Source organism: Rhodopirellula sp. JB055, from assembly GCF_043100905.1.
Lineage (GTDB): Bacteria > Planctomycetota > Planctomycetia > Pirellulales > Pirellulaceae > Rhodopirellula.
In genome coordinates this window covers 1-19,865 of sequence record NZ_JBICHO010000125.1, presented here as the reverse complement: position 1 = coordinate 19,865, position 19,865 = coordinate 1, and the positions used below count along the sequence as shown (strand labels likewise).

At 56.5% G+C, this 19,865-nt stretch carries 13 protein-coding genes; 10 read left to right on the top strand and 3 right to left on the bottom strand.

Going from position 1 to position 19,865, the window contains the following annotated elements; translation table 11 throughout:
• From ACF8AM_RS05190 to ACF8AM_RS05180, 3 genes are all read left to right on the top strand, one after another.
• The coding region (locus ACF8AM_RS05190) for a PQQ-binding-like beta-propeller repeat protein (RefSeq protein ID WP_392554607.1) at window positions 1-1,120 on the top strand (1,120 nt) is incomplete at its 5' end.
• A 216-nt stretch (window positions 1,121-1,336) separates the two neighbouring features.
• Entirely contained in the window at window positions 1,337-3,946 is a 2,610-nt protein-coding gene (locus ACF8AM_RS05185; protein WP_392554606.1) for a DNA gyrase subunit B, read from the top strand.
• A 5-nt stretch (window positions 3,947-3,951) separates the two neighbouring features.
• Window positions 3,952-4,986: an AAA family ATPase gene (locus tag ACF8AM_RS05180; RefSeq protein ID WP_392554605.1), complete on the top strand. Its 1,035-nt coding sequence runs from the start codon at window positions 3,952-3,954 to the stop codon at window positions 4,984-4,986.
• Window positions 4,987-5,509: 523 nt separating this feature from the next.
• On the opposite strand, the gene pheA is transcribed toward ACF8AM_RS05180, so the two are convergent.
• A complete protein-coding gene (pheA, locus tag ACF8AM_RS05175; protein ID WP_392554604.1) occupies window positions 5,510-6,586 on the bottom strand; it encodes a prephenate dehydratase in 1,077 nt (358 codons plus the stop codon).
• Between the two features lie 339 nt (window positions 6,587-6,925).
• Between pheA and dnaK the strand changes: the two genes are divergently transcribed.
• The 6 genes from dnaK (at window position 6,926) to ACF8AM_RS05145 (ending at window position 14,217) form a co-directional block, all read left to right on the top strand.
• Complete coding sequence (dnaK, locus tag ACF8AM_RS05170; RefSeq protein WP_392554603.1) at window positions 6,926-8,863, top strand: molecular chaperone DnaK; 1,938 nt, start codon at window positions 6,926-6,928, stop codon at window positions 8,861-8,863.
• 224 nt (window positions 8,864-9,087) lie between these two features.
• A complete protein-coding gene (gene clpB, locus ACF8AM_RS05165) occupies window positions 9,088-11,733 on the top strand; it encodes an ATP-dependent chaperone ClpB (RefSeq protein WP_392554602.1) in 2,646 nt (881 codons plus the stop codon).
• Between the two features lie 268 nt (window positions 11,734-12,001).
• A complete protein-coding gene (locus tag ACF8AM_RS05160) occupies window positions 12,002-12,553 on the top strand; it encodes a YceI family protein (protein WP_392554601.1) in 552 nt (183 codons plus the stop codon).
• A gap of 4 nt (window positions 12,554-12,557) precedes the next feature.
• Complete coding sequence (locus ACF8AM_RS05155) at window positions 12,558-13,460, top strand: hypothetical protein (protein ID WP_392554600.1); 903 nt, start codon at window positions 12,558-12,560, stop codon at window positions 13,458-13,460.
• Window positions 13,461-13,623: 163 nt separating this feature from the next.
• Complete coding sequence (locus ACF8AM_RS05150) at window positions 13,624-13,881, top strand: type II toxin-antitoxin system ParD family antitoxin (protein ID WP_274406809.1); 258 nt, start codon at window positions 13,624-13,626, stop codon at window positions 13,879-13,881.
• Window positions 13,882-13,890: 9 nt separating this feature from the next.
• Window positions 13,891-14,217: a type II toxin-antitoxin system RelE/ParE family toxin gene (locus ACF8AM_RS05145; protein ID WP_392554599.1), complete on the top strand. Its 327-nt coding sequence runs from the start codon at window positions 13,891-13,893 to the stop codon at window positions 14,215-14,217.
• Between the two features lie 107 nt (window positions 14,218-14,324).
• On the opposite strand, the gene ACF8AM_RS05140 is transcribed toward ACF8AM_RS05145, so the two are convergent.
• Window positions 14,325-17,675: a UTP--glucose-1-phosphate uridylyltransferase gene (locus tag ACF8AM_RS05140; RefSeq protein ID WP_392554608.1), complete on the bottom strand. Its 3,351-nt coding sequence runs from the start codon at window positions 17,673-17,675 to the stop codon at window positions 14,325-14,327.
• Entirely contained in the window at window positions 17,675-18,577 is a 903-nt protein-coding gene (locus ACF8AM_RS05135) for a sugar phosphate nucleotidyltransferase (RefSeq protein WP_392554598.1), read from the bottom strand. The genes ACF8AM_RS05140 and ACF8AM_RS05135 overlap by 1 nt, the downstream gene beginning before the upstream one ends.
• A gap of 226 nt (window positions 18,578-18,803) precedes the next feature.
• On the opposite strand from ACF8AM_RS05135, the gene ACF8AM_RS05130 reads away from it, so the two are divergent.
• Window positions 18,804-19,865 (top strand): arylsulfatase (locus ACF8AM_RS05130; protein ID WP_392554597.1); only part of this gene is annotated, 1,062 nt, incomplete at its 3' end.

Sequence of the window (19,865 nt, the reverse complement as noted above, 5' to 3'; positions counted from 1 at the left end):
CCGGTTTTACACGCTATCGGACGACGGGACCGTGGAGTGCCGCGACGCGGAATCCGGCGATTTGGTTTGGTTGCAGCGTGTTGGAGCGGAAGGGCGAGGCTACGGCGGTTTGAGTGTGGACGAGGAGTTTGTTTCCGTCGTCAACGGTGGTGAACTGATCAAACTGGACGTCCAAAACGGGCAGGTGTTTGGTGTCACTAAGCTGGAATATGTGCCGCTGGGCGGCGTGGTGCACTGCAATGGCTTTGCGATTGTACCGTCGATTGGTGATCGCATTGTCTGCTATGGATTGGAGGATCCAACCATCGATCCGTTTGCCGAGATCGTCGCAGGATCTGCTTTGGATGTCCCATCGCATGCTGCCGATTCCAACAAAGTGGCTTGGGGAACCAGTCGCGGTTTTGTTTATGTGATGAAGATGGAAGGCGAACCCAATGTCCAGTTTCGATTGAACACCGATGGGATCGTCAGCGGAGCCCCCGCGGCGGCATCTGGAGAGCGATTCTTCTTCGGGTCCGAATCGGGGCAAATCTATGGCCTCAAAGCGACTCGCGAGGGCGAAGTGCTGTGGAGTCGGCCGACCGGAGAGCCGATTTACTCCAGCCCTATTTTTCACAACGAGAGGGTCTTGTTTCCGACGACTTACGGCAACTTGATGTGCGTCTCGGCGAGTGATGGTTATTCGGTTTGGCCGCAGACGGTGCCGGGCGTTGCCGAGTTGATCGGGGCGATCGACGGCAAAATCTATGCTCGCAGTCTGTCGGGATCTTTGATCGTGGTGGCCGCCGAAGACGGCCAGTTGTTGGGGCGTTTCCCCAGCGTTCAACCGGACGCGTTGCTGGTCAATCGTTTCACCAACCGGCTTTACCTGGTCAATGATCGCGGCACGATGCAGTGCTTGCGTAGCCCAGGGGCGGTCCTGCCCAAAGTGCTCAAATCAAGGCCGCCCGTGGAAACGGAAGAGGAACCCGAGGCGGAGTTGGAGTCGTCGAAACCGGAGGAGACCTCTCCCAAAGATGTCGATCCATTCGGTGGAGGCGGAGGAGCCGATCCGTTTGGCGACACGATGGAGGATCCTTTTGCTCCCGCGGGGGGGAAAGATCCGTTCAGCGACTTCTGATGAGGCCCTGCCGGTTTGGGAAGCCAAATGGGTCCTGTGTGTCCTTCTCGGAAAGCGGAAACGTTGCCGTCGAGAGGTCACGCACGTGATCTAGCGCAAAGTCGTTCTTTTTGGTAGAATCCTGCCTGCTATTTGACGCTTTTTTTTGACGTGCTGGCAAGACGGCCTGTGACGTCAGAAACCCCGCATTTGACGGCCTCAACGGGCCGCCCATTCATGAGCGATTCCTCCTCGACTGACCCTGCTTCAAACGACCCATCCGAGGATCCAAATGCTGTGCCCGCTGGAGCGGCTTCCAGCGATGGAAATCCCGCTGAGGCGAACGCGGGGCCTCAAAAGCCTGTCGAACGTGTCTCGACGGGGCCGGCGGCAAACACGGAGTACACCGACAAGGATTTGCTGCACCTGTCGGACCTGGAACACGTGCGAGAGCGTCCCGGGATGTACATCGGCGACACGACCGTGCGTGGTCTGCACCACTTGGTTTACGAAGTGGTCGACAACTCGATTGACGAAGCCATGGCTGGTTTCGCGAAATCGGTTAGCGTGACGGTTCACACCGATGGCAGTGTCTCGGTGGAAGATGACGGACGCGGGATTCCCGTGACGCGTCACGACCAATTGTCAGAAGAACTCGACCGCGAAGTCAGCACGCTCGAGGGCGTGATGACGGTGCTGAAGTTCGGTGGCAAGTTCGAAAAAGGGGCCTATCAAACCTCGGGCGGTCTACACGGCGTCGGTGTCACGGTGGTGAACTTCTTGAGTCAATGGACCGAGGTCGAAGTCAGCCGTGATGGTTCGACTTGGACGCAAGGTTACGAACGCGGCGTTCCGACCGGCCCCATTCAAAAGGGCCGACCGACGAAGAAGTCGGGAACCAAGACCACGTTCAAAGCTGACGGTCAGATCTTCAGTGTTACCAAGTACAACTTTGACACGCTGCAGAAACGACTGCAGGAACTAGCGTTCCTTAACAGTGGTGTCCGCATCCGATTCCTCGACGAACGAAATGGGGAAGGCGGCGATTACCAATACGACCGTGGGATCGTTGAGTTTGTCGAACACCTCAACCGCGCCAGTGACGTCTTGCATGGCGATGTGATTCAGTTTGTTGGCGAGAAAGACGGTGTCGAGTACGACATGGCGCTGCAGTACAGCACCGAGTTCACGGAAACCGTTCAGTCTTACGTCAACAACATTCACACGATCGAAGGCGGGACGCACGTGTCCGGTTTCCGATCGGCGCTGACGCGAACGCTGAACAACTATGGCAAGAAAGAAGGCCTGTTTAAAAACACGACGCCCACCGGCGACGATTTTCGCGAAGGTCTGACCGCGGTGATCAGTGTCCGGGTTCCTCACCCGCAGTTTGAAGGTCAAACCAAGACCAAACTGGGCAACGGGGAAGTGGACGGCATCATCTCCAGTGGCGTTGGCGAGTCGCTCAGCAAGTATCTGGAAGAGAACCCTCGAACGGCCAAGGCGATTGTTCGAAAAGGTTTGCTGGCAGCGGAAGCACGTGAGGCTGCTCGCAAAGCCAAAGATCAACTTCGCAAGCGGAAGGACGCCCTCGGTGGCGGTGGTTTGCCCGGCAAACTTCGCGATTGCATCTCCAAAAACATGGAAGAGTGCGAAGTCTACCTGGTCGAAGGTGATTCGGCCGGTGGATCGGCCGAAGGCGGGCGGATGCGTGAGTACCAGGCGATTCTGCCGCTTCGCGGTAAGATCATCAACGCGTACAAAAGCCGCGAAGACAAGGTTCTGGCCAATGAGGAAGTCCAGTCAATGATCCAAGCGATCGGGACCGGGATTGGTGCAGATCAGGATCTTTCGCGACGTCGATACAACAAAGTCATCATCATGACGGACGCCGACGTCGATGGCAGTCACATTCGCACGTTGTTGCTGTGTTTCTTCTATCGCCAGATGTATCAATTGGTCGCCGCCGGTCACGTCTATGTGGCTCAGCCGCCATTGTTCCGGGTCTCGCAAGGCAAGAACCGGTACTACATCCAATCCGAAGAAGAAATGAAGAGCCAGTTGCTCGAACGCGGTTTGAATGACACGCGATTTGAGACCGAAGATGGACGCAGTGCAGAAGGCGAAACCATGCGAGCTCTCTGTGTCGCGTTGGCTTCCATGGAAGATGCAATCCTCGCTTTGGAACGTCGTGGTGTCAGCCTGCGTGTTCACAGTGAACGCTTCGATCCTGTCACTGGCAAACTGCCTCCGTTCTTGTTGACGATTCTGGGCGAAGAGCATTGGTTCATGAAGCAAGCGGATGTTGAGGCTTACCTTGCCGAAAACAATGCTTCGTTGGACATCGATCAGGCTGAAGAAGAGCTGAATGTCGATGGCGAGCCCGAAGCGAAGAGTGACGAGCCTGAAAAGGTGGTCGCTCACTTGGCCGAGTTGCACGAGGTCCGAACGATCAACAGCGGCTTGAAGGACTTGGAGCCACTCGGGTTTGGGTTGCAGGATTTGATTCCTGCGGACCGCACCGGTTCCACCACGCCACGGTTTGAGCTCGTCCGCGGTGAAGACCTGCGTCGGCCGCTGGAAGATCTTCGAGAGTTGTTGCCGGAAGTGCGAGCTGCCGGTGAAAAAGGGCTGCAAGTCACCCGCTTTAAAGGGCTGGGCGAAATGAACGCGGAGGAGCTCCGCGAAACAACACTCGATCCCGCCAACCGGACTCTCGTGAAGGTCAACCTGACCGATGCGGGTGCGGCGGACGAAATGTTCCGTTTGTTGATGGGGGACAAAGTCGAACCCCGTCGCGAATTCATCGAAACCCACGCACTTGATGTGCGAAATTTGGACGTCTAGCAACGATGGTCACACCGCCTCCCAGAGACAACACCGAAGGTTCGGACATTGAGACTGCGGAGGCGTTGATTCAAAGCGTCGCCCAGGTCAAGGAACAGGTTGGCCGCATTGTGGTCGGTCAGAGTGACGTGATCGAGCAGTTGCTGATCGCGATTCTGGCCCGTGGGCATTGTTTGCTGGAGGGCGTGCCAGGATTAGCAAAAACACTGATGGTGCGGACGTTGGCCAGTTCGATGAACTTGGATTTTCGCCGCATTCAGTTCACGCCCGACCTGATGCCTGGTGACATCACGGGCACCGACATCATTCAGGAAGATCATGAAACTGGGCGTCGGGAAATGTTGTTCCGGCCTGGTCCTGTGTTCACACAAATGTTGCTGGCGGATGAGATCAACCGGACGCCTCCCAAAACACAGGCAGCATTGTTGGAAGCGATGCAGGAACACGAGGTCACCGCAGGCGGCAAGACCTACGCTTTGAAAGAGCCTTTCTTTGTTCTAGCGACGCAGAATCCCATTGAGCAAGAAGGGACCTATCCGCTTCCCGAAGCCCAACGGGATCGGTTCTTGTTCCATGTTGTCGTCGGCTACCCATCGCGTGAGCAGGAGTCAGAGATTGTCGAGCGAACCACGTCCGGTGACCTGGCCGATGTTCAGCCGGTTGTCAGTGGGGAAGACATCTGCAAGTTCCAATCCGTTGTCCGCCGTGTTCCGTTGCCCGAGCATGTGAAGAACTGGGTGATTGACGCGGTCCGGGCGGCTCGTCCGAGCGAACCCGACGCGAAGGGCTGGGTCAAAGAGTGGATTCAGTGGGGCCCTGGACCTCGCGCGAGTCAACAGTTGGTGCTGGCGTCCAAGGCACGTGCGTTGTTGCACGGTCGCACACACGTGACGCTCGAGGACGCACAGGCGTTGGCGTTGCCAGTGCTGCGTCACCGAATCGTGCCGACATTTTCTGCGGAAGCGGATGGCATCGGTGTCGATGATTTGATCGAACGTTTGGTGGCTGAACAGAGTGCCGGCGCCGCATCCGTGCTCTAAGCAGCAAGTGGTCTGTCACGACTTGTTTTTAGGGTGGTGGACGAGGCGACGAGTCCTGAACTGGCGTCAAAACCAAGGGCTCGTCGCCTCGTTCACTACGTGGAACCCTCACTTTTGACTTTGGCAAATCACTCGGCAGGAATGATTGGGTGGACCTCGTGATCCGCTTGCGTGCCTGATTCGCGTCGTCGCTGGTGGATTGTGTTTGGGTTTCGCCTCGGACGGGGCCGTCGTGCTTAGCTCGGGGCGGAAGCCCCGAGAGACCTTTTTCGTTGAATGGCCTACGGCCTTCTTCAACCTAGCCAGGGACATCGCCCCTGGAGCAGAAAAACACGGCCCCATTTTGGCCAACGGCCAAATTCAATTCAAAACATGTGGGTTGATGTTGGCCGTTGGCCAACTCATTTCCCTTCGCTCTCGATTCCTGGGGCGACGCCCCAGGCTACGATGATGAAGGCCTTTGGCCAACATAACCGAATGCAAAAGCGCAACTTCAATAATCACGCGTCGGGTTGTGGGGTCGCTAGCTCTCCGCTCGTGCGGCTCGGCGGTAGCTTCCCAGAACGTCGGTGTGGTGCGTGGCGGTTTTCAGGTCTTCGATCGCGTTGGCTACCGCGACGTCTTGGCAGTGTCCAGGAAATTCAACGACGAAGAAGTATTCGTTCTGCGTGCCGGGTTGAGGAAAGGACTCGATCCAAGTCAGGTTCAGTTTGTGTTGTTTGAAAATTCCCATCACGTCGGCGAGTGCGCCAGGTTGATGAGCGACTTGAAACAGCAGCGTTGTCTTGTCTGTGCCGGTGGGAGCTGGTTGATCGTGGCCGAGCACCGCGAAACGAGTCACGTTGTCACGGTTGTCCTCGATGTTCGCGCCGACAACACGAAGGCCATGTCGACGGCCGGCCGCTTCGCTGGCAATCGCGGCGATGCCAGGTTGGGTGGACGCCAATTTTGCAGCGGCTGCGGTGGAGCTGCATTCTGTCAATTTGGCTTTGGGAAGATGGGTGGCGAGCCAGTCCCGGCATTGTGAGATCGCTTGCGGTTTGCTGTGGACTTCGGTGATGGATTGGAGGTCGGACATCGCGAGCAGTTGGTGGTGAATCGCGAGTTGGACTTCGCCGGTGATCGAGACTTCGCCTTTCGAAAGTCGGCCGAAGGTATCGACGACACGGCCGTCGGTGCTGTTTTCGATGGGGACGATACCTCCGGCGCAGTCGCCTCGCGCGACCGCGTCAAAGACCGCGCCGATGGACTGGACGGGCAAGAGGTTGGCGGCTTCTCCAAAGTACGCCAGTGCGGCCAAGTGGCTGTAGCTGTCAGGTGGTCCGAGGAAGGCGTGGGTTCCTGGTCGCGTGGCTCGCCAGCAAGCCGAGGCAACGTGCCGCAAGATATCTCGTTGGGTTTCGCGGCCAAGGCCTTCGCTGCTCGCCTGCGGTTGGTTGAACTGGTCGACCAAGTCGTCGATCCCGGCCAAAGTGCTGGCCCAGTCGGAGTTGTTTTGGGCGCTCGCATTTTGGGCCATCGCCCGGCAGCGTGCACGCAGAAGCTCAAGGATTTGGGTGTCGATGGAATCGATTGGATCGCGTGGTTCAGATGGACTCATGAGAGCGATTTTTCGGGCGTGAGCGAAAGTTGACTGCCGTTTTGGCAAGGCGGCATTGTGGCACAGATCCGCGTTTCAGGTGGGCTGCCAAAACGGAAAGGAATGTTTTTTCAAAAGCAAGAGAGTTGGTTTTTCGTCGGCGAAACACGTGTTTTTATCGTGTTGTCGTTTTGGCAAGTTAGGCCTGGGGATGTGTCTGGCACAGATCTTGCCATATCTGGCGATCCAACCAAAAGGCTGACGAAATGGACCGCCTCGGTGCCGCGGTCGGCCCGTCGAAATCCAAACACATATCATTTGACACCCACCCTCACGTTCGGACACAGGAGTTCACGCATCATGGCACAAGGCGAAAAAATTATCGGTATCGACCTCGGGACCACCAACAGCGTGGTTGCGATCATGGAGGGCAGCGAACCCAAGGTCATTCCCAACCCAGAAGGCAACCGGCTGACTCCGAGTGTGGTCGCATTCACCGACAAGCAAGAGACCATCGTCGGCGAACCTGCCCGACGTCAAGCCGTCACCAACCCGAAACGCACCGTCTACTCGGCCAAGCGTTTCATGGGGCGTCGTCACAACGAAGTTCAATCGGAAGAAAAAATGGTGCCCTACGGCATCACCGGTGGAGCGGGCGATTACGTCAAGATTCAAGTGGGTGACAACGAGTACACGCCACAAGAAATCTCTGCCAAAGTCCTTCGTAAACTGAAGGAATCGGCTGAGTCGTACTTGGGGCACAAAGTCAACAAAGCGGTCATCACTGTTCCTGCGTACTTCAATGACGCACAGCGTCAAGCGACCAAAGACGCAGGCCAAATCGCTGGTTTGGAAGTCGCCCGTATCATCAACGAACCAACCGCAGCCGCGTTGGCTTACGGTTTGGACAAGAAGAAGGACGAAAGCATCATCGTCTTTGACTTGGGTGGTGGTACGTTCGACGTTTCGGTTCTGGAAGTCGCTGACAGTGGTGATGAAGAACAGGAAAGCCGCGTCTTCCAAGTGGTCAGCACCTCGGGTGACACGCACCTCGGTGGCGATGACTTTGACGAAGCGTTGATCAACTACGTGGCCAGCGAATTCCAAAAGGAAAACGGAATCGATCTTCGTAACGATGCGATGGCATTGCAGCGTTTGCAAGAAGCTTGTGAAAAGGCCAAGAAGGAACTCAGTACGTTGCCTGAGACCGACATCAACCTGCCCTTCATCACGATGGATGCTTCGGGACCGAAGCACCTGACGATGAAGATCACTCGATCCAAGTTCGAAGAGCTGATCGACGCCTTGGTCGAACGCTGCCGTGGGCCTGTGTTGCAAGCGTTGAAAGACGCTGGCATGGAACCCAAGGACATCGACGAAGTTGTCTTGGTCGGTGGTAGCACGCGAGTGCCAAAGGTCCGCGAAGTTGTGAAGAACATCTTTGGCAAGGACCCTCACCAAGGCGTGAACCCTGACGAAGTGGTTGCCGTTGGTGCTGCAATCCAGGGCAGTGTTTTGGCTGGCGACCGCAACGACGTGTTGCTGCTCGACGTGACTCCTCTGACGCTTGGGATCGAAACCGAGGGTGGCGTGATGACCGCTTTGGTCGAACGCAACACCACGATCCCAGCCGAGAAGAAGAACGTCTTCAGTACCGCTGCAGACAATCAAACCGCTGTGACCGTCCGCGTGTTCCAAGGGGAACGCAAGATGGCCAATGCGAACCGTTTGCTCGCTGAATTCAACCTGGAAGACATCCCTGCCGCACCGCGTGGTGTGCCTCAAATCGAAGTCAAGTTTGACATCGACCAAAACGGCATCCTGAGCGTTTCGGCCAAGGAATTGAAAACCGGGAAAGAAGCCAATGTCGAAATCAAAGACAGTGGCGCGTTGTCCGACAGTGACATCGAGCAAATGCAGAAGGACGCCGAAGCCAACGCCGAAGAAGACAAGCGTCAATTCGAATTGGTGGAGGCTCGCAACAAGGTCAATCAACAGGTCTACCAGCTAGAGAAGCTGATGACTGAGAACGACGACAAGTTGTCAGACGATGACAAGGCTCCGATGAACGCCGCGATTGAAAAGGTCAAGAAAGCCGCCGAAGGTGATGACTTGGCCGAGATCAAGACTGCGTCCGACGAACTCGAAGCTGCCTCGCAAGCGTTTAGCAAGGTCTTGTATGAAAAGACCGATGCAGCGGGCGAAGCCGGTGCTGATGCAGCAGGTGCTGCAGGGGCAACCGCGGGCGGCAACGATGACGACGACGCAATCGACGCGGAGTTCGAAGTCAAAGACTGACCCAACCGATGTGAGTCGGATGGTTGATTCCTTTCGACTCGCACGTTTTTGATAGCGGCGAGTCTCGCCCGACTGTTTCGCAGTCGGGCGGGCGCTCGCTTTTTTTATGTCCATTCATTTTGTCTCGGCAATGCCATTCGGCGCGGAAATTGTATTGCTGATCCGTTGAACTGATTCCGTGTCCCACCTCTTGTCCCACCCCACTTCTCTGCCTGGAGATTCTGATGGCCTTTCGTATCGACAAACTGACAACCCAAGCTCAAAACGTGGTGGCCGAAGCGCAGGCTCAAGCAACTGCTGCCGGCAACGCCGAGATTGATCCGCTGCATGTTCTTTCGGCGGCGGTCAACCAGCGAGATGGCATCACGACGCCGCTGCTTGAAAAAATCAACGTGGATGTTCCGAAGCTGAAGTCGTTGCTAGAGAGCGAACTGGAAAAGCTGCCTCATGCATCGGGCATGGGCCAGGCCCGAGTTTCCGCGAAATTGCAGGCGGCTCTGGAAGCGTCGGCGACCTCGGCGGAGTCGTTGAAGGACGAGTACGTCAGCACCGAGCATCTGCTCGTTGGTTTGGCTCGTACCGACAACAAGGCCAAGAACCTGTTGTCTCTGCTGGGGGTGTCAGACAACGATCTGCTCACCGCAATGAGCCAGATTCGCGGCTCGGCTCGGGTGACCGATCCCAACGCCGAATCCACCTATCAAGCTCTTGAGAAGTTCGGCATTGACCTGACCCAGTTGGCTCAAAGTGGCAAGCTGGATCCTGTCATCGGACGTGACAATGAGATTCGGCGTGTGGTTCAAGTGCTCTCGCGTCGAACCAAGAACAACCCGGTTCTGATCGGGCAACCGGGAGTTGGTAAAACGGCGATCGCCGAAGGCTTGGCGCTTCGCATCTTCGAAGGGGATGTCCCGCAAAGTTTGAAGGACAAGAAGGTTGTTTCGTTGGACATGGGAGCCCTGGTCGCGGGAGCCAAGTTCCGTGGCGACTTTGAAGAACGTTTGAAATCAGTGCTCCGGGAAGTCAAAGATTCCGATGGCAAGGTGATTCTGTTCATCGATGAGTTGCACCTCGTTGTTGGTGCGGGCAATGCCGAGGGCTCTGCCGATGCAGCGAACTTGCTCAAGCCTGAATTGGCCCGTGGTGCGCTGCGCTGCATCGGTGCGACGACGTTGGATGAGTATCGTCAACACATCGAAAAGGATGCGGCGCTTGAACGTCGGTTTCAACCAGTTTTCGTGGGTGAACCCAATGCGGAAGACACCGTCGCGATTCTGCGAGGGCTGAAACCTCGTTACGAATCGCACCACGGGGTTCGCATCACAGACAGTGCGTTGGTTGCTGCTGCGAATCTTTCTGACCGCTACATTGCGGATCGGTTTCTGCCGGACAAGGCGATTGATTTGATTGACGAAGCCGCCAGTCGTTTGGCGATGGAAAAGGAAAGTGTGCCGGAACCGATCGACCGCTTGCAACGACGTTTGCGTCAATTGGAATTGGTGCATCGTCAGTTGGTCGATGAACAGGAGGCTTCCGCGGTCGATAAACGCGTCGAAGTGGAAGAGGAAATGGAATCCGCCAAAGCAGAGTTGGCGAGTTTGAAGGAGCAATGGGAAGCTGAAAAAATGGGCTTGGATGATGTCCAGTCGGTTCGCCAAGAAGTCGATCAGCTTCAGCATCGTTTCGCGCAGTTGGACGCAGAAGCCAAAGAAAAGCAGCTTCGAGGCGAGAGTCCTGAGGATGCGTACAGCGAGATGCTGCAGGTGCAATCAAGGCTTCGTGAACTTCAGGCCCGGATTGATGAAGCTGAGAAACATGATGATTCAGCGGATCAGGCCAAGGAAGAACCAGGCGATGAAAAACGCCGTTTGCTTCGCAAGGAAGTCACCGAGGAAGAGATCGCAGAGGTCGTCAGCACCTGGACCGGGGTTCCTGTCACTCGAATGATGGAAACTGAACGAGCCAAGTTGTTGGTGATGGAAGAGCGTTTGCACCAGCGTGTCGTTGGCCAGGATGAAGCGGTCACCGCAGTCTCGGATGCCGTTCGTCGCAGCCGCAGTGGTTTGCAAGATCCCAATCGTCCAATCGGTTCGTTCCTGTTTTTGGGGCCAACCGGTGTCGGCAAGACGGAGCTCTGCAAGGCACTTGCTGAGGTCATGTTTGATGATGAGTCGGCGATGGTTCGGATCGACATGAGTGAGTTCATGGAGCGACATAGCGTCTCTCGTCTGATCGGTGCCCCTCCCGGGTATGTTGGGTATGAAGAGGGCGGCAAACTGACCGAGGCTGTTCGGCGGCGTCCTTATGCCGTGATCTTGCTCGATGAAATGGAGAAGGCTCACCCGGATGTGTTCAACGTTCTGTTGCAAGTGCTCGATGATGGACGGCTGACGGATGGACAAGGCCGAACGGTGAACTTCACCAACACGGTCGTTGTGATGACCAGCCATGTTGGCAGCCAAGTGATTCAGCGAGCGACGGAAGAGGGCGGCAGCGAAGACGAAATGCGTGCGGCGGTCGAGGAAGCTTTGAAGGCAAGGTTCTTGCCTGAGTTTCTTAACCGGATCGACGACACGGTGATCTTTCATCCCCTGCAGCAAACACAAATTCGAAAAATTGTGGAGTTGCAGCTCGAAGAGCTGCGTTCGCGATTGGCAGCCAGCGGTTTGTCGATCGAAATTTCGGATGCCGCGATCGATCAAATCGCAGAAGTGGGGTATGACCCAGCGTATGGGGCAAGGCCTCTGAAGCGAGTGATCCAACGCGAGGTGCAGAATCCGCTGGCATCCGCAATTTTGAAGAACAGCTATCCCGAAGGCACGACGATCAAGATCGATCACAATGGCGAAGGGTTCGTGTTCTCCGGCTGAGTGGATTGCCCGCACGGATGGGTGCCGGTGGCTCCGACCGTGATCGCATGAACATTGCATGAAAAAACAAGCGGATTTGTCTCTCGCGAGGCGGTCCGTTTGTTGTTTCGTGTTGGGACGAATGCGACAATTGCAGGATCGACGACGGGCAGGGGTTCCTGCCAACGTTTTTGTTCAGGTCGGGCGGATGACGCCGCAAACCGGACATTGACGGTTGAGTCGCGATTCCCTGAGATCGATCTGTCCCCATCCTACAAAGGGTTTGTTCATGATGTTGCAGCGTGTTGGATTGATGTTGGCTTTGGTTTGTGTGTCCTCTGTGGTGGGTTCCGCGGAGGAGAAGCCAACGTTGGATACGGAAAAGTCAAAGATCTCCTTCGTGGGGTCGAAGCCTGATGGCAAGCATGAGGGGGGATTCAAGAAGTTCACCTCGGACGTGGTCTTGAATGTTGAAGAGCCCAGCAAGGGATCGCTGAAGATCGAGATCGATGCGACGAGTCTTTGGTCGGACGCGGACAAGTTGACCAACCACTTGAAGAACCCTGACTTCTTTGACGTCCGCAAGCACCCCAAGATCACGTTTGAGTCGACCAAGATCGCACATGACCCCCAGAAAGACACGGTGAACATCGTCGGGAAGCTGACCATGCTGGGGAAAACGGTCGAGGTCACGATCCCTTCGATGCCCAAGTTGACGGAAGACATGTTGGTCTTGGCCGCGAACTTTGACATTGATCGAACCAAGTGGGGCATGAACTACGGCAAGGGCAAGATCAACGACAAGGTTGCCATTCAAGCTCTCTTGGTCTTCAAGCGATAAGACCGTGGAAACACAAATTCTACTTTGGTGTGTGATAACGCCAGCGATCCTGTCGCTGGCGTTTGTCATTGGTGCATGGGCGTTTCAGCGATCCAAGCTGACGGTTGGTCAGGAACGTGTGCCGGCCATTCTGGCGGTGATTGGGTGGTCCTCGGCGGTCGCTGCCTGCATGCTGGCAAGGCAAGATTTGGATTGGTCTGCCCTCGAGGCTTGGCAGATCGTGTTGGTGCCGATCATTGTTTCGTCGCTGCTCGTGACGGCGTGTTCCTCATTCGCGACCGATCCATCGATCGCCACAAGGAATCACTCGGCGGGATGGTGGCTGATCGCGGGATTGGGATCCATCGCCACGGCCATGTGGACCATGCCAACTGGTGATGGGTGGACCGACATGTTGCCACTTCATCGACCTTGGATGGCCTCGGTCGCCGGGGCCACGTTGGTCAACGTTTGGTCGTTGGATCGAATGCGACGAAGCGGTGCAGCGCCATGGGTTTTGTGGGTTGCGCTGGCGGGTTTGGTGGCTCCCACTTTGTTGGCGGCCAGTGCTTACGGTGGGCTGGCAGAGTGGATGGTGAGTGCACTGGTGGCGACTTTGGTCGTTGCCATTGCAGCGACATGGTTGCCTAAGTTGCATCTCGGGCGACTGTTTCCTGCGGTTCTGTTGTTGGCGGCGAGCACCACAGCGACCGGTCGCTTTTACACCTATGAAGAGCATCCCGCTTGGCTCTACGGATTGATCCTGTTGCTGCCGACGTGCGTCTCGATCCCGGACGTTTGGTTGAGCAAACGACCGACGTTCATGCGAGTCTCCATCGCGGTCACCGTCGCAGCGATTTTGCTCGGCGTCATTGGATGGTTCTTGCTTGGCGACACAATGTTTGGAGAGCCCACGGAGGACTGGTGAGCGGAGCAGCGTAGAAGAGCGTCTGGGCAAGTGCTAAGGCAAGTCACCAGTTTTGAGAGGTTTTCCGTGCTGCCAGCGACTCGGAAAATTGCTTGCGGTTTGACTTTTGCCTGTGCTACAATGTAACACAGGCCGCTAAACGGAGGAAATGATGCGAGAAACCATGTCCCTATCGCTGACGCCCGAACAATCATCGTTTGTCGAGTCGTGTGTTGGTACTGGCCGATTTCAGTCGGCAAGTGAAGTCGTTCGTGCTGGTCTTCGACTGCTCGCGGATCAAGAAGCGATCAGGCTTGCTGAGCTAGAGGCGGTTAAAAATCTGGTTCAAGCTGGAGCCGATTCCATTGATCGTGGTGAACTGCTTGACTCGACTGAATTCTTCACGTCTCTTCGCGAAAAGTACTCGGCGTCGGGCGGCTAAGCCATTGGCATGGAAATTCAACTTTCGAAGGCTGCCGCGAACGACATTCGTGAAATTGAAACGTACACGCTGTCGAAGTTTGGCTCGTCGCAAACGCTCGACTTTTTAGGAAAGCTCGAAGACGCTCTGACGCTCATCTCGACGCAGCCGGCAATAGGAACGCTTCGTCCAGAATTGGACCCGCCAAATCACCAGTTTAGCTATCAAGCTTTTTTGAGAAGCTTTGTCGTGGTTTACGAGGAGCATGAAGGTCGTCTTCGCGTGGCTCGAATCATCCACGGATCTCGCAATCTGCTTTCGGAGCTTTTGCGCGAATGCGGTGATGGAACGGAGTGATTTTTACCACTCAGTTCAACAGCAACAGCAGTCGCTCGTTTCCGCTACGGCAACTGCCTAAAATCCCATGCAGGATGTTTGTGTCGATCCGAAGCTCGTCACCAGTTTCAGAGGGAGTTGACGTAAGCGGAGCCTCCGTCTCGGTTCCAGCCATCGAGTTGGCTGGGTTCTTTGAGTTGCTGGCCGCGACGCATGGGGGTCACAATGAACCGGCTGTCGATGTCGGGAAGCGTCGTCATGTCGCCCCACAGTTTTTCAAACTGCGCGACTGGGAACACGTCTTCTTGAGCGTGACCCCAACGTTTCTTGACTTCTTTGAGCGTGATGTAGGTTGGCAAGCGAGCCGCCATTTGACGGACTGCCGCGTCAACTGTCGACGCGTCGTTCAATGACTCTCGGTCCAAGCCAAACGAATTCAGCAGGGCGTCGATGTCAATCCAGGTCGTCATCGAGTTGTAGTACTTCAGTCCAAACTCGATGCGTTCGTCGGGCATCGCGAGTCCTTCGACCAGTCTCGGACGACCGGCGACGAGGGCGAGCCCGCCGCCGCGATCTTCCAGGCGGCGTGGGATGACTTCGTAGCTGAGCGTGGCTCCCGATTCGATGTGCAAGCCAAAAAGTGCCGCGTCCACGTTGGCACCGAGCGTGTCAATGTTGTGCAGCATCAGGTAGCGAAGGGATGGCTGGTCGCGGAGAAGCTGCGAAAGGGTTCCGTTGCGAAACAGATTCGGGACTTCGTACCAGTGACCGACCGGATGCACGCACTGCGCGGAAACGTTGTCGGTGTAGTCGGAGCCTTCCCCGGTTTGTGCGGCCCAATTCGCGATCGCGGATCGGGCACTCTCGCGCATCTTTTGTTGTTGTTGATCCAGGACCTGCTGAGCGGTTTCTTCCCAGAGAAAGTGCAAGTCTCGAACCATGGGAACCATTCGCAAGCCGACGCTGCGCCCACTGGAGACATGCACCGGACCGTTGTGGCCGTAGTTCTGAGTGCGGTCCAAAACGGTCCGGATGGCTTCGTCAGTCATCCAACTGGTCGTGATGACATGGGGGATCACGCCGCCGTGTTGAGCGGTGGTGGCACGGTTCTTCGCCAAGTGAATTTCGAGGAAGCTTCGGTGTTTTCCCGCAAATCGGTGGAACGGATGCAGGGCTTTGCAAACCCCTGCCCCTTGAGTCCAGCGGCTGCCAACACCAGCCGCCAACGTGATGACGCCGACTTGGCCTTCTGCGATCGCTTGGGAGCCAAGTTTGGCCAAGCGATCGTCCACGCCATCACGAGTGTCGGTGACATGGGCTTCCGTGACGTCGGTGATTTTGAGGTCACGGGAAAGTCGGTTGGCAGCCAGTCCAAACTTCCCGGCTCGCATGTCAGCTCGGATTTGTTCGTGTTGAGCCCGATCAAAGCCGCTGCGTTTCAGGATCGCGACCAGCGAGTCGACATCTGTTGGAGGATCGTCCTTCTTATCGGCAGCGGCTTGATCGTCCGATGGCAGAACGCTTCGCAGCAGCAGTGCCGCGTCGGCGTCTTGGTCGTTCGGGTCACTGCAACGACGCGAGATGTCAGCGAGTTCTTCGCGGGTTTGAGGCGACAGTTCACGCAGTGGTTTGCGCAACCACTTGGGCATCATCAAGGCGTAATACTTTTGTGGTAGGGCCGCGGCTTGGGCCGGCAGCAACTTCGCGAATGTGCCGTGGTCGTTGATTTGAAAGTCGTAGACAACGGGATCCATTGCGAACGGCAACGCCGTTTCCAGTTCGCGTTTGACCTTCACCATTTCTTGGCTGAGCCAATCCTGAGCGGCTTGTTTGATGGTGGGATCAAAGATGAATCCCATTCTGCCGCCGGACATTCCGCCCAGCATCCAGAATCCCCAGAACTGATCCCCGTACTGTTCACGACAACGCTGGATCATCACATCAGTGAACCGGTTGGTTGCCCAAGGGATGATGGTCTGCAGTGGGCCTTCGAAGTTCTTGGTCGTCAGTGAACCGAGGCGACGGATGTCACCTTGTTGCAGTGCATCGACCACCTCGTCGTAGATCGTCATCGCTTCTTGGCGACCGATCCATTGTTCTCGTCCGCGAACGAGGTAGTGCTCGGTGACCATCTCCAAAATGGGGCCGACGTTTTGGGCCATCCCGCCATGCACGACGACCAACGAGTCCTGTAGTTTTTGACGGGCGTCGGTACTGATCCGATCTTCGCCGAGGACTTCATGGTCGGGCATCAGGCGACCGCGGCTGATCCCGAATTCGGGATCTTCTTCGCCAGCGATTTGCCCGCAGATGAGTTTGATGCCAGGCCACACACCACCGGAATCTTGCCATCCGCCTCCGCTGCCTCCGATCCATTCGCCCAAGATGGCACGTGCCGCGATCAGGCGTCGGTCGGGTTCGGTGAGTTCGCCTTCGAGGGATTGGATCTGCCCGGTCGCTCGCATCAAGTTGCTGATGAGCGAACCGAGCAGGTTGGTCGAAACCGCGAGTCGCGAGCCTTTGGGGATGTCATTGATTTTGGAAACCAGTTCCAGGCCTTTGCCACGACCGACGACACGTTCTAGCAGCGATGCCATGTCGGACCCGCAGCCCTCCAAGCCGGGAGGAACGACACCGGCGGCGATCACAGCGGCTTTGAGCAGTCCCAGGTAGTCTCGGGCGAAATCGAACATCTCGGCGACCGTCGTGACTTCGACGCTGGCATTGAGGTCGACGCTGACCAAGCGAAACACTGGTTGATCGATCACTCGCAAGTAAGTTTCGATTGGCGGGCGGACATTGTCATCGCGTCCACGAACGCCCAGGTCAACGGAAACGTTGATGACTCGGGCGCCTTCCGGGTAGTCCATTCCCAGGAAGAAAATGTCGCTCCACGCGGAATGCGACACATCCATTCGCACGGCGGTGGTTTCTTTCAATACTGGCGAGACATGCGGTGTGTCTTTGGTTGGAAGCAATTCTTGGCGGATGCGAAGCGGGTGTTCGGCGACATGTCCCAAGCGGAACATCCATTGGTTGCCGCGAACGGTGCGAACGCTATGGCGGACTTGATCGGCCAGCGTTTGAAAACCCAGTTCGTGGTAGGCTGCCGCAAGTGCACTGGCCAAGGAATCACTCGGGCCGCTTGTTGACTGAGTGTCGAGGAACTCGTCGATGGCTTCTTGGAAACGTCGTCCAAGCAGGTGTTCGTAGCCTTCGAAGGGGATGCTGCCAGAGGCCGATTGGTCCAATCGTGGAGGCAGGTGGTAACGATAGATCGCTGAGAGGAAGAACAACGCACGAACACGTTGATACAAGTTGTCTTCTTGCCGACGAAAGCGATCGAGCTGGTCGATGTGCTGGAGCAGTTCGGCCAGCGTGGCGTTTTCAAGCAACGATTCGAGCGGCCGATCTCGCAAGTCAGCTTGGTCGGTCGTGATGGTTTCAATCAGCGGATTCATGGTGCGAAGTTCCGGCATCATGTGGATCCTTCGGAGGTCGATGATTCCGCGGAGGATTCGGTCGAGTTCGCGACGGGGGATTCTGCTCGCGTGGCAAGAAGTTCGACGAGCTCTGTCAGCAACAGGTCGCGGTCACGTCCTGACAAACCGATCGCGAGTTGCGCGATCAAAACGCCGTACTGTTCACCGATGTTGTACCGGCGACCTTGCAGTTGGTACGCGAGGTACTTGCCACGATGAGGCAGTTTGGCCATCGCATCCGACAGCGAGGGGCGTTCCAGGCTGTCATCGGCCACGACTTCGTGCAAGCATTCCATGACAGCGGGCGTCAGGACGTGCATGCCAAAATAGCCAAGGTAGTATCCGCTTCGCAGTCCCGGCGTGATCAACGATTGTTCGGCGAGCGTCGGGGTTGGTTTTTCGACCACTGTGCGGACGTCATACAGGCCATCGAATCGAGGCACACTGGCGCCGCCGACGATGCCAAAGTACGGCAAGCGATGTTCTCGAGTGGACTGAACGGCGGAGACAGGGCAAGCGTGTTGCTCAGCCATGTCGATCAACTGAGCGGCGCAGCTTTTCGTGGTTGCCGACAGATACAGGTGGTCGCCGACGAGGTGTAGGAAAGCATCGTCACCGCAAAACGATTCCGTCTGCAAGATTGCGTCGGCATAGCCGAGTGGACGTTCTTGATGAACAAAGTGAAGGTTGCCGAGCGAGCCACCAGCGGCTTTGCGATAATTGTCCTCGTCACCCGGTTGAATCACGACGCAGATCTCTTCGACGCCGGCCGAGAGGGTTTCCTCGACGATCAATTGGAGGGCCGTTTTCTCTTCGCCAGAACCATCCACCAAACGTTGCAGCGGGAGAGTGTTTTGGTTGGGGGCCGCGGCGGTGATGACCGCTTTTCGAACTCGCATGGATCGATCTTGGAGAAAAGGGAAAAGCCATGATGGGATGCGTCAACCCACAGAATAGTCGAGGCGTCCGCGTCCGCCACCGGAGCGAAGCGATCAGGGTGTCTGACGGCGGATTACCCGCCGTGAATCCGCTCAGTTATCCTGTTGGCGTTCCGCTTGGAAGGACTGTGTCGGTTCTTCCGTTGATGCGGGGTGCAGTTGATGTCTCTGGAATCAAAGGTTGGCAGTGCGAATCATCCCCCTTTTTCGCGAGGTTGTGGTCGCGGCGTTGTGTTTGGCTTCTTGGGTCGGTGTTGGGGTTTCTTGCCGAGCGGAGTCCGATTCCCGTCCCAATGTGTTGGTTATTTTGACGGACGATCAAGGGTGGGGGGATCTCAGCCTGCATGGCAATCCCAACTTGCAAACGCCGCACATTGATTCGTTGGCCCGCGATGGCGTGCAGATTCAGAATTTTTACGTGTGCGCCGTTTGCTCGCCGACTCGAGCGGAATTTTTGACGGGGCGGTATCACACGCGATCGGGCGTGTTCAGCACTTCCGCGGGAGGAGAGCGAATTGACGTCGCCGAGCGGACGATCGGGGATGCGTTTCAAGAGGCGGGCTACGCGACCGCAGCGTTTGGGAAATGGCACTCGGGAATGCAGGCACCGTATCATCCCAACTCGCGCGGGTTTGAGGAGTTTTATGGTTTCTGCAGTGGCCACTGGGGCAATTACTTTTCGCCCATGTTGGAACACAATGGCGAAATCGTGCAGGGCAAAGGGTTCATCGTCGACGACCTGACAAACCACGCGATCGATTTCATGGAGCAGCATCGAACCGACCCATTCTTTGTTTATCTGCCATTGAACACACCGCACTCACCGATGCAGGTTCCCGACGAAGATTGGAAGGAATTCGAAGGCAAGAAGATTGTGCCTGACCCGAGACCCGAGAATGCGAAGAAGGAAGATGTGCAGCACACGCGGGCGGCGCTGGCTCTTTGCGAGAACATCGATGACAACGTTGGCCGCTTGCTTGACGCCTTGGAACGATTGTCGCTGTCTGAGAACACGATCGTTGTGTTCTTTAGCGACAACGGGCCGAATGGATCTCGGTTCAACGGTGGGTTAAGAGGTCGAAAAGGCGCTGTTCACGAAGGCGGGCTGCGCTCGCCGTGTCTGATTCGGTACCCAGCGAAAGTCAAAGCCGGTCGAACCGTTGATGGGATTGCGGGTGCGATCGATTTGTTTCCAACTCTGGCCGATCTGTGCGGCGTCGAGGTGGGGGCCACCGCGGGACCGCTGGAT

Excerpts from the sequence above, each read along its gene's own strand:
- ACF8AM_RS05185 (WP_392554606.1), top strand. The coding sequence starts at position 1,337 with ATGAGCGATTCCTCCTCGACTGACCCTGCTTCAAACGACCCATCCGAG.
- ACF8AM_RS05180 (WP_392554605.1), top strand. The coding sequence starts at position 3,952 with ATGGTCACACCGCCTCCCAGAGACAACACCGAAGGTTCGGACATTGAG.
- pheA (WP_392554604.1), bottom strand. The coding sequence starts at position 6,586 with ATGAGTCCATCTGAACCACGCGATCCAATCGATTCCATCGACACCCAA.
- dnaK (WP_392554603.1), top strand. The coding sequence starts at position 6,926 with ATGGCACAAGGCGAAAAAATTATCGGTATCGACCTCGGGACCACCAAC.
- clpB (WP_392554602.1), top strand. The coding sequence starts at position 9,088 with ATGGCCTTTCGTATCGACAAACTGACAACCCAAGCTCAAAACGTGGTG.
- ACF8AM_RS05160 (WP_392554601.1), top strand. The coding sequence starts at position 12,002 with ATGATGTTGCAGCGTGTTGGATTGATGTTGGCTTTGGTTTGTGTGTCC.
- ACF8AM_RS05150 (WP_274406809.1), top strand. The coding sequence starts at position 13,624 with ATGTCCCTATCGCTGACGCCCGAACAATCATCGTTTGTCGAGTCGTGT.
- ACF8AM_RS05145 (WP_392554599.1), top strand. The coding sequence starts at position 13,891 with ATGGAAATTCAACTTTCGAAGGCTGCCGCGAACGACATTCGTGAAATT.
- ACF8AM_RS05140 (WP_392554608.1), bottom strand. The coding sequence starts at position 17,675 with ATGCCGGAACTTCGCACCATGAATCCGCTGATTGAAACCATCACGACC.
- ACF8AM_RS05135 (WP_392554598.1), bottom strand. The coding sequence starts at position 18,577 with ATGCGAGTTCGAAAAGCGGTCATCACCGCCGCGGCCCCCAACCAAAAC.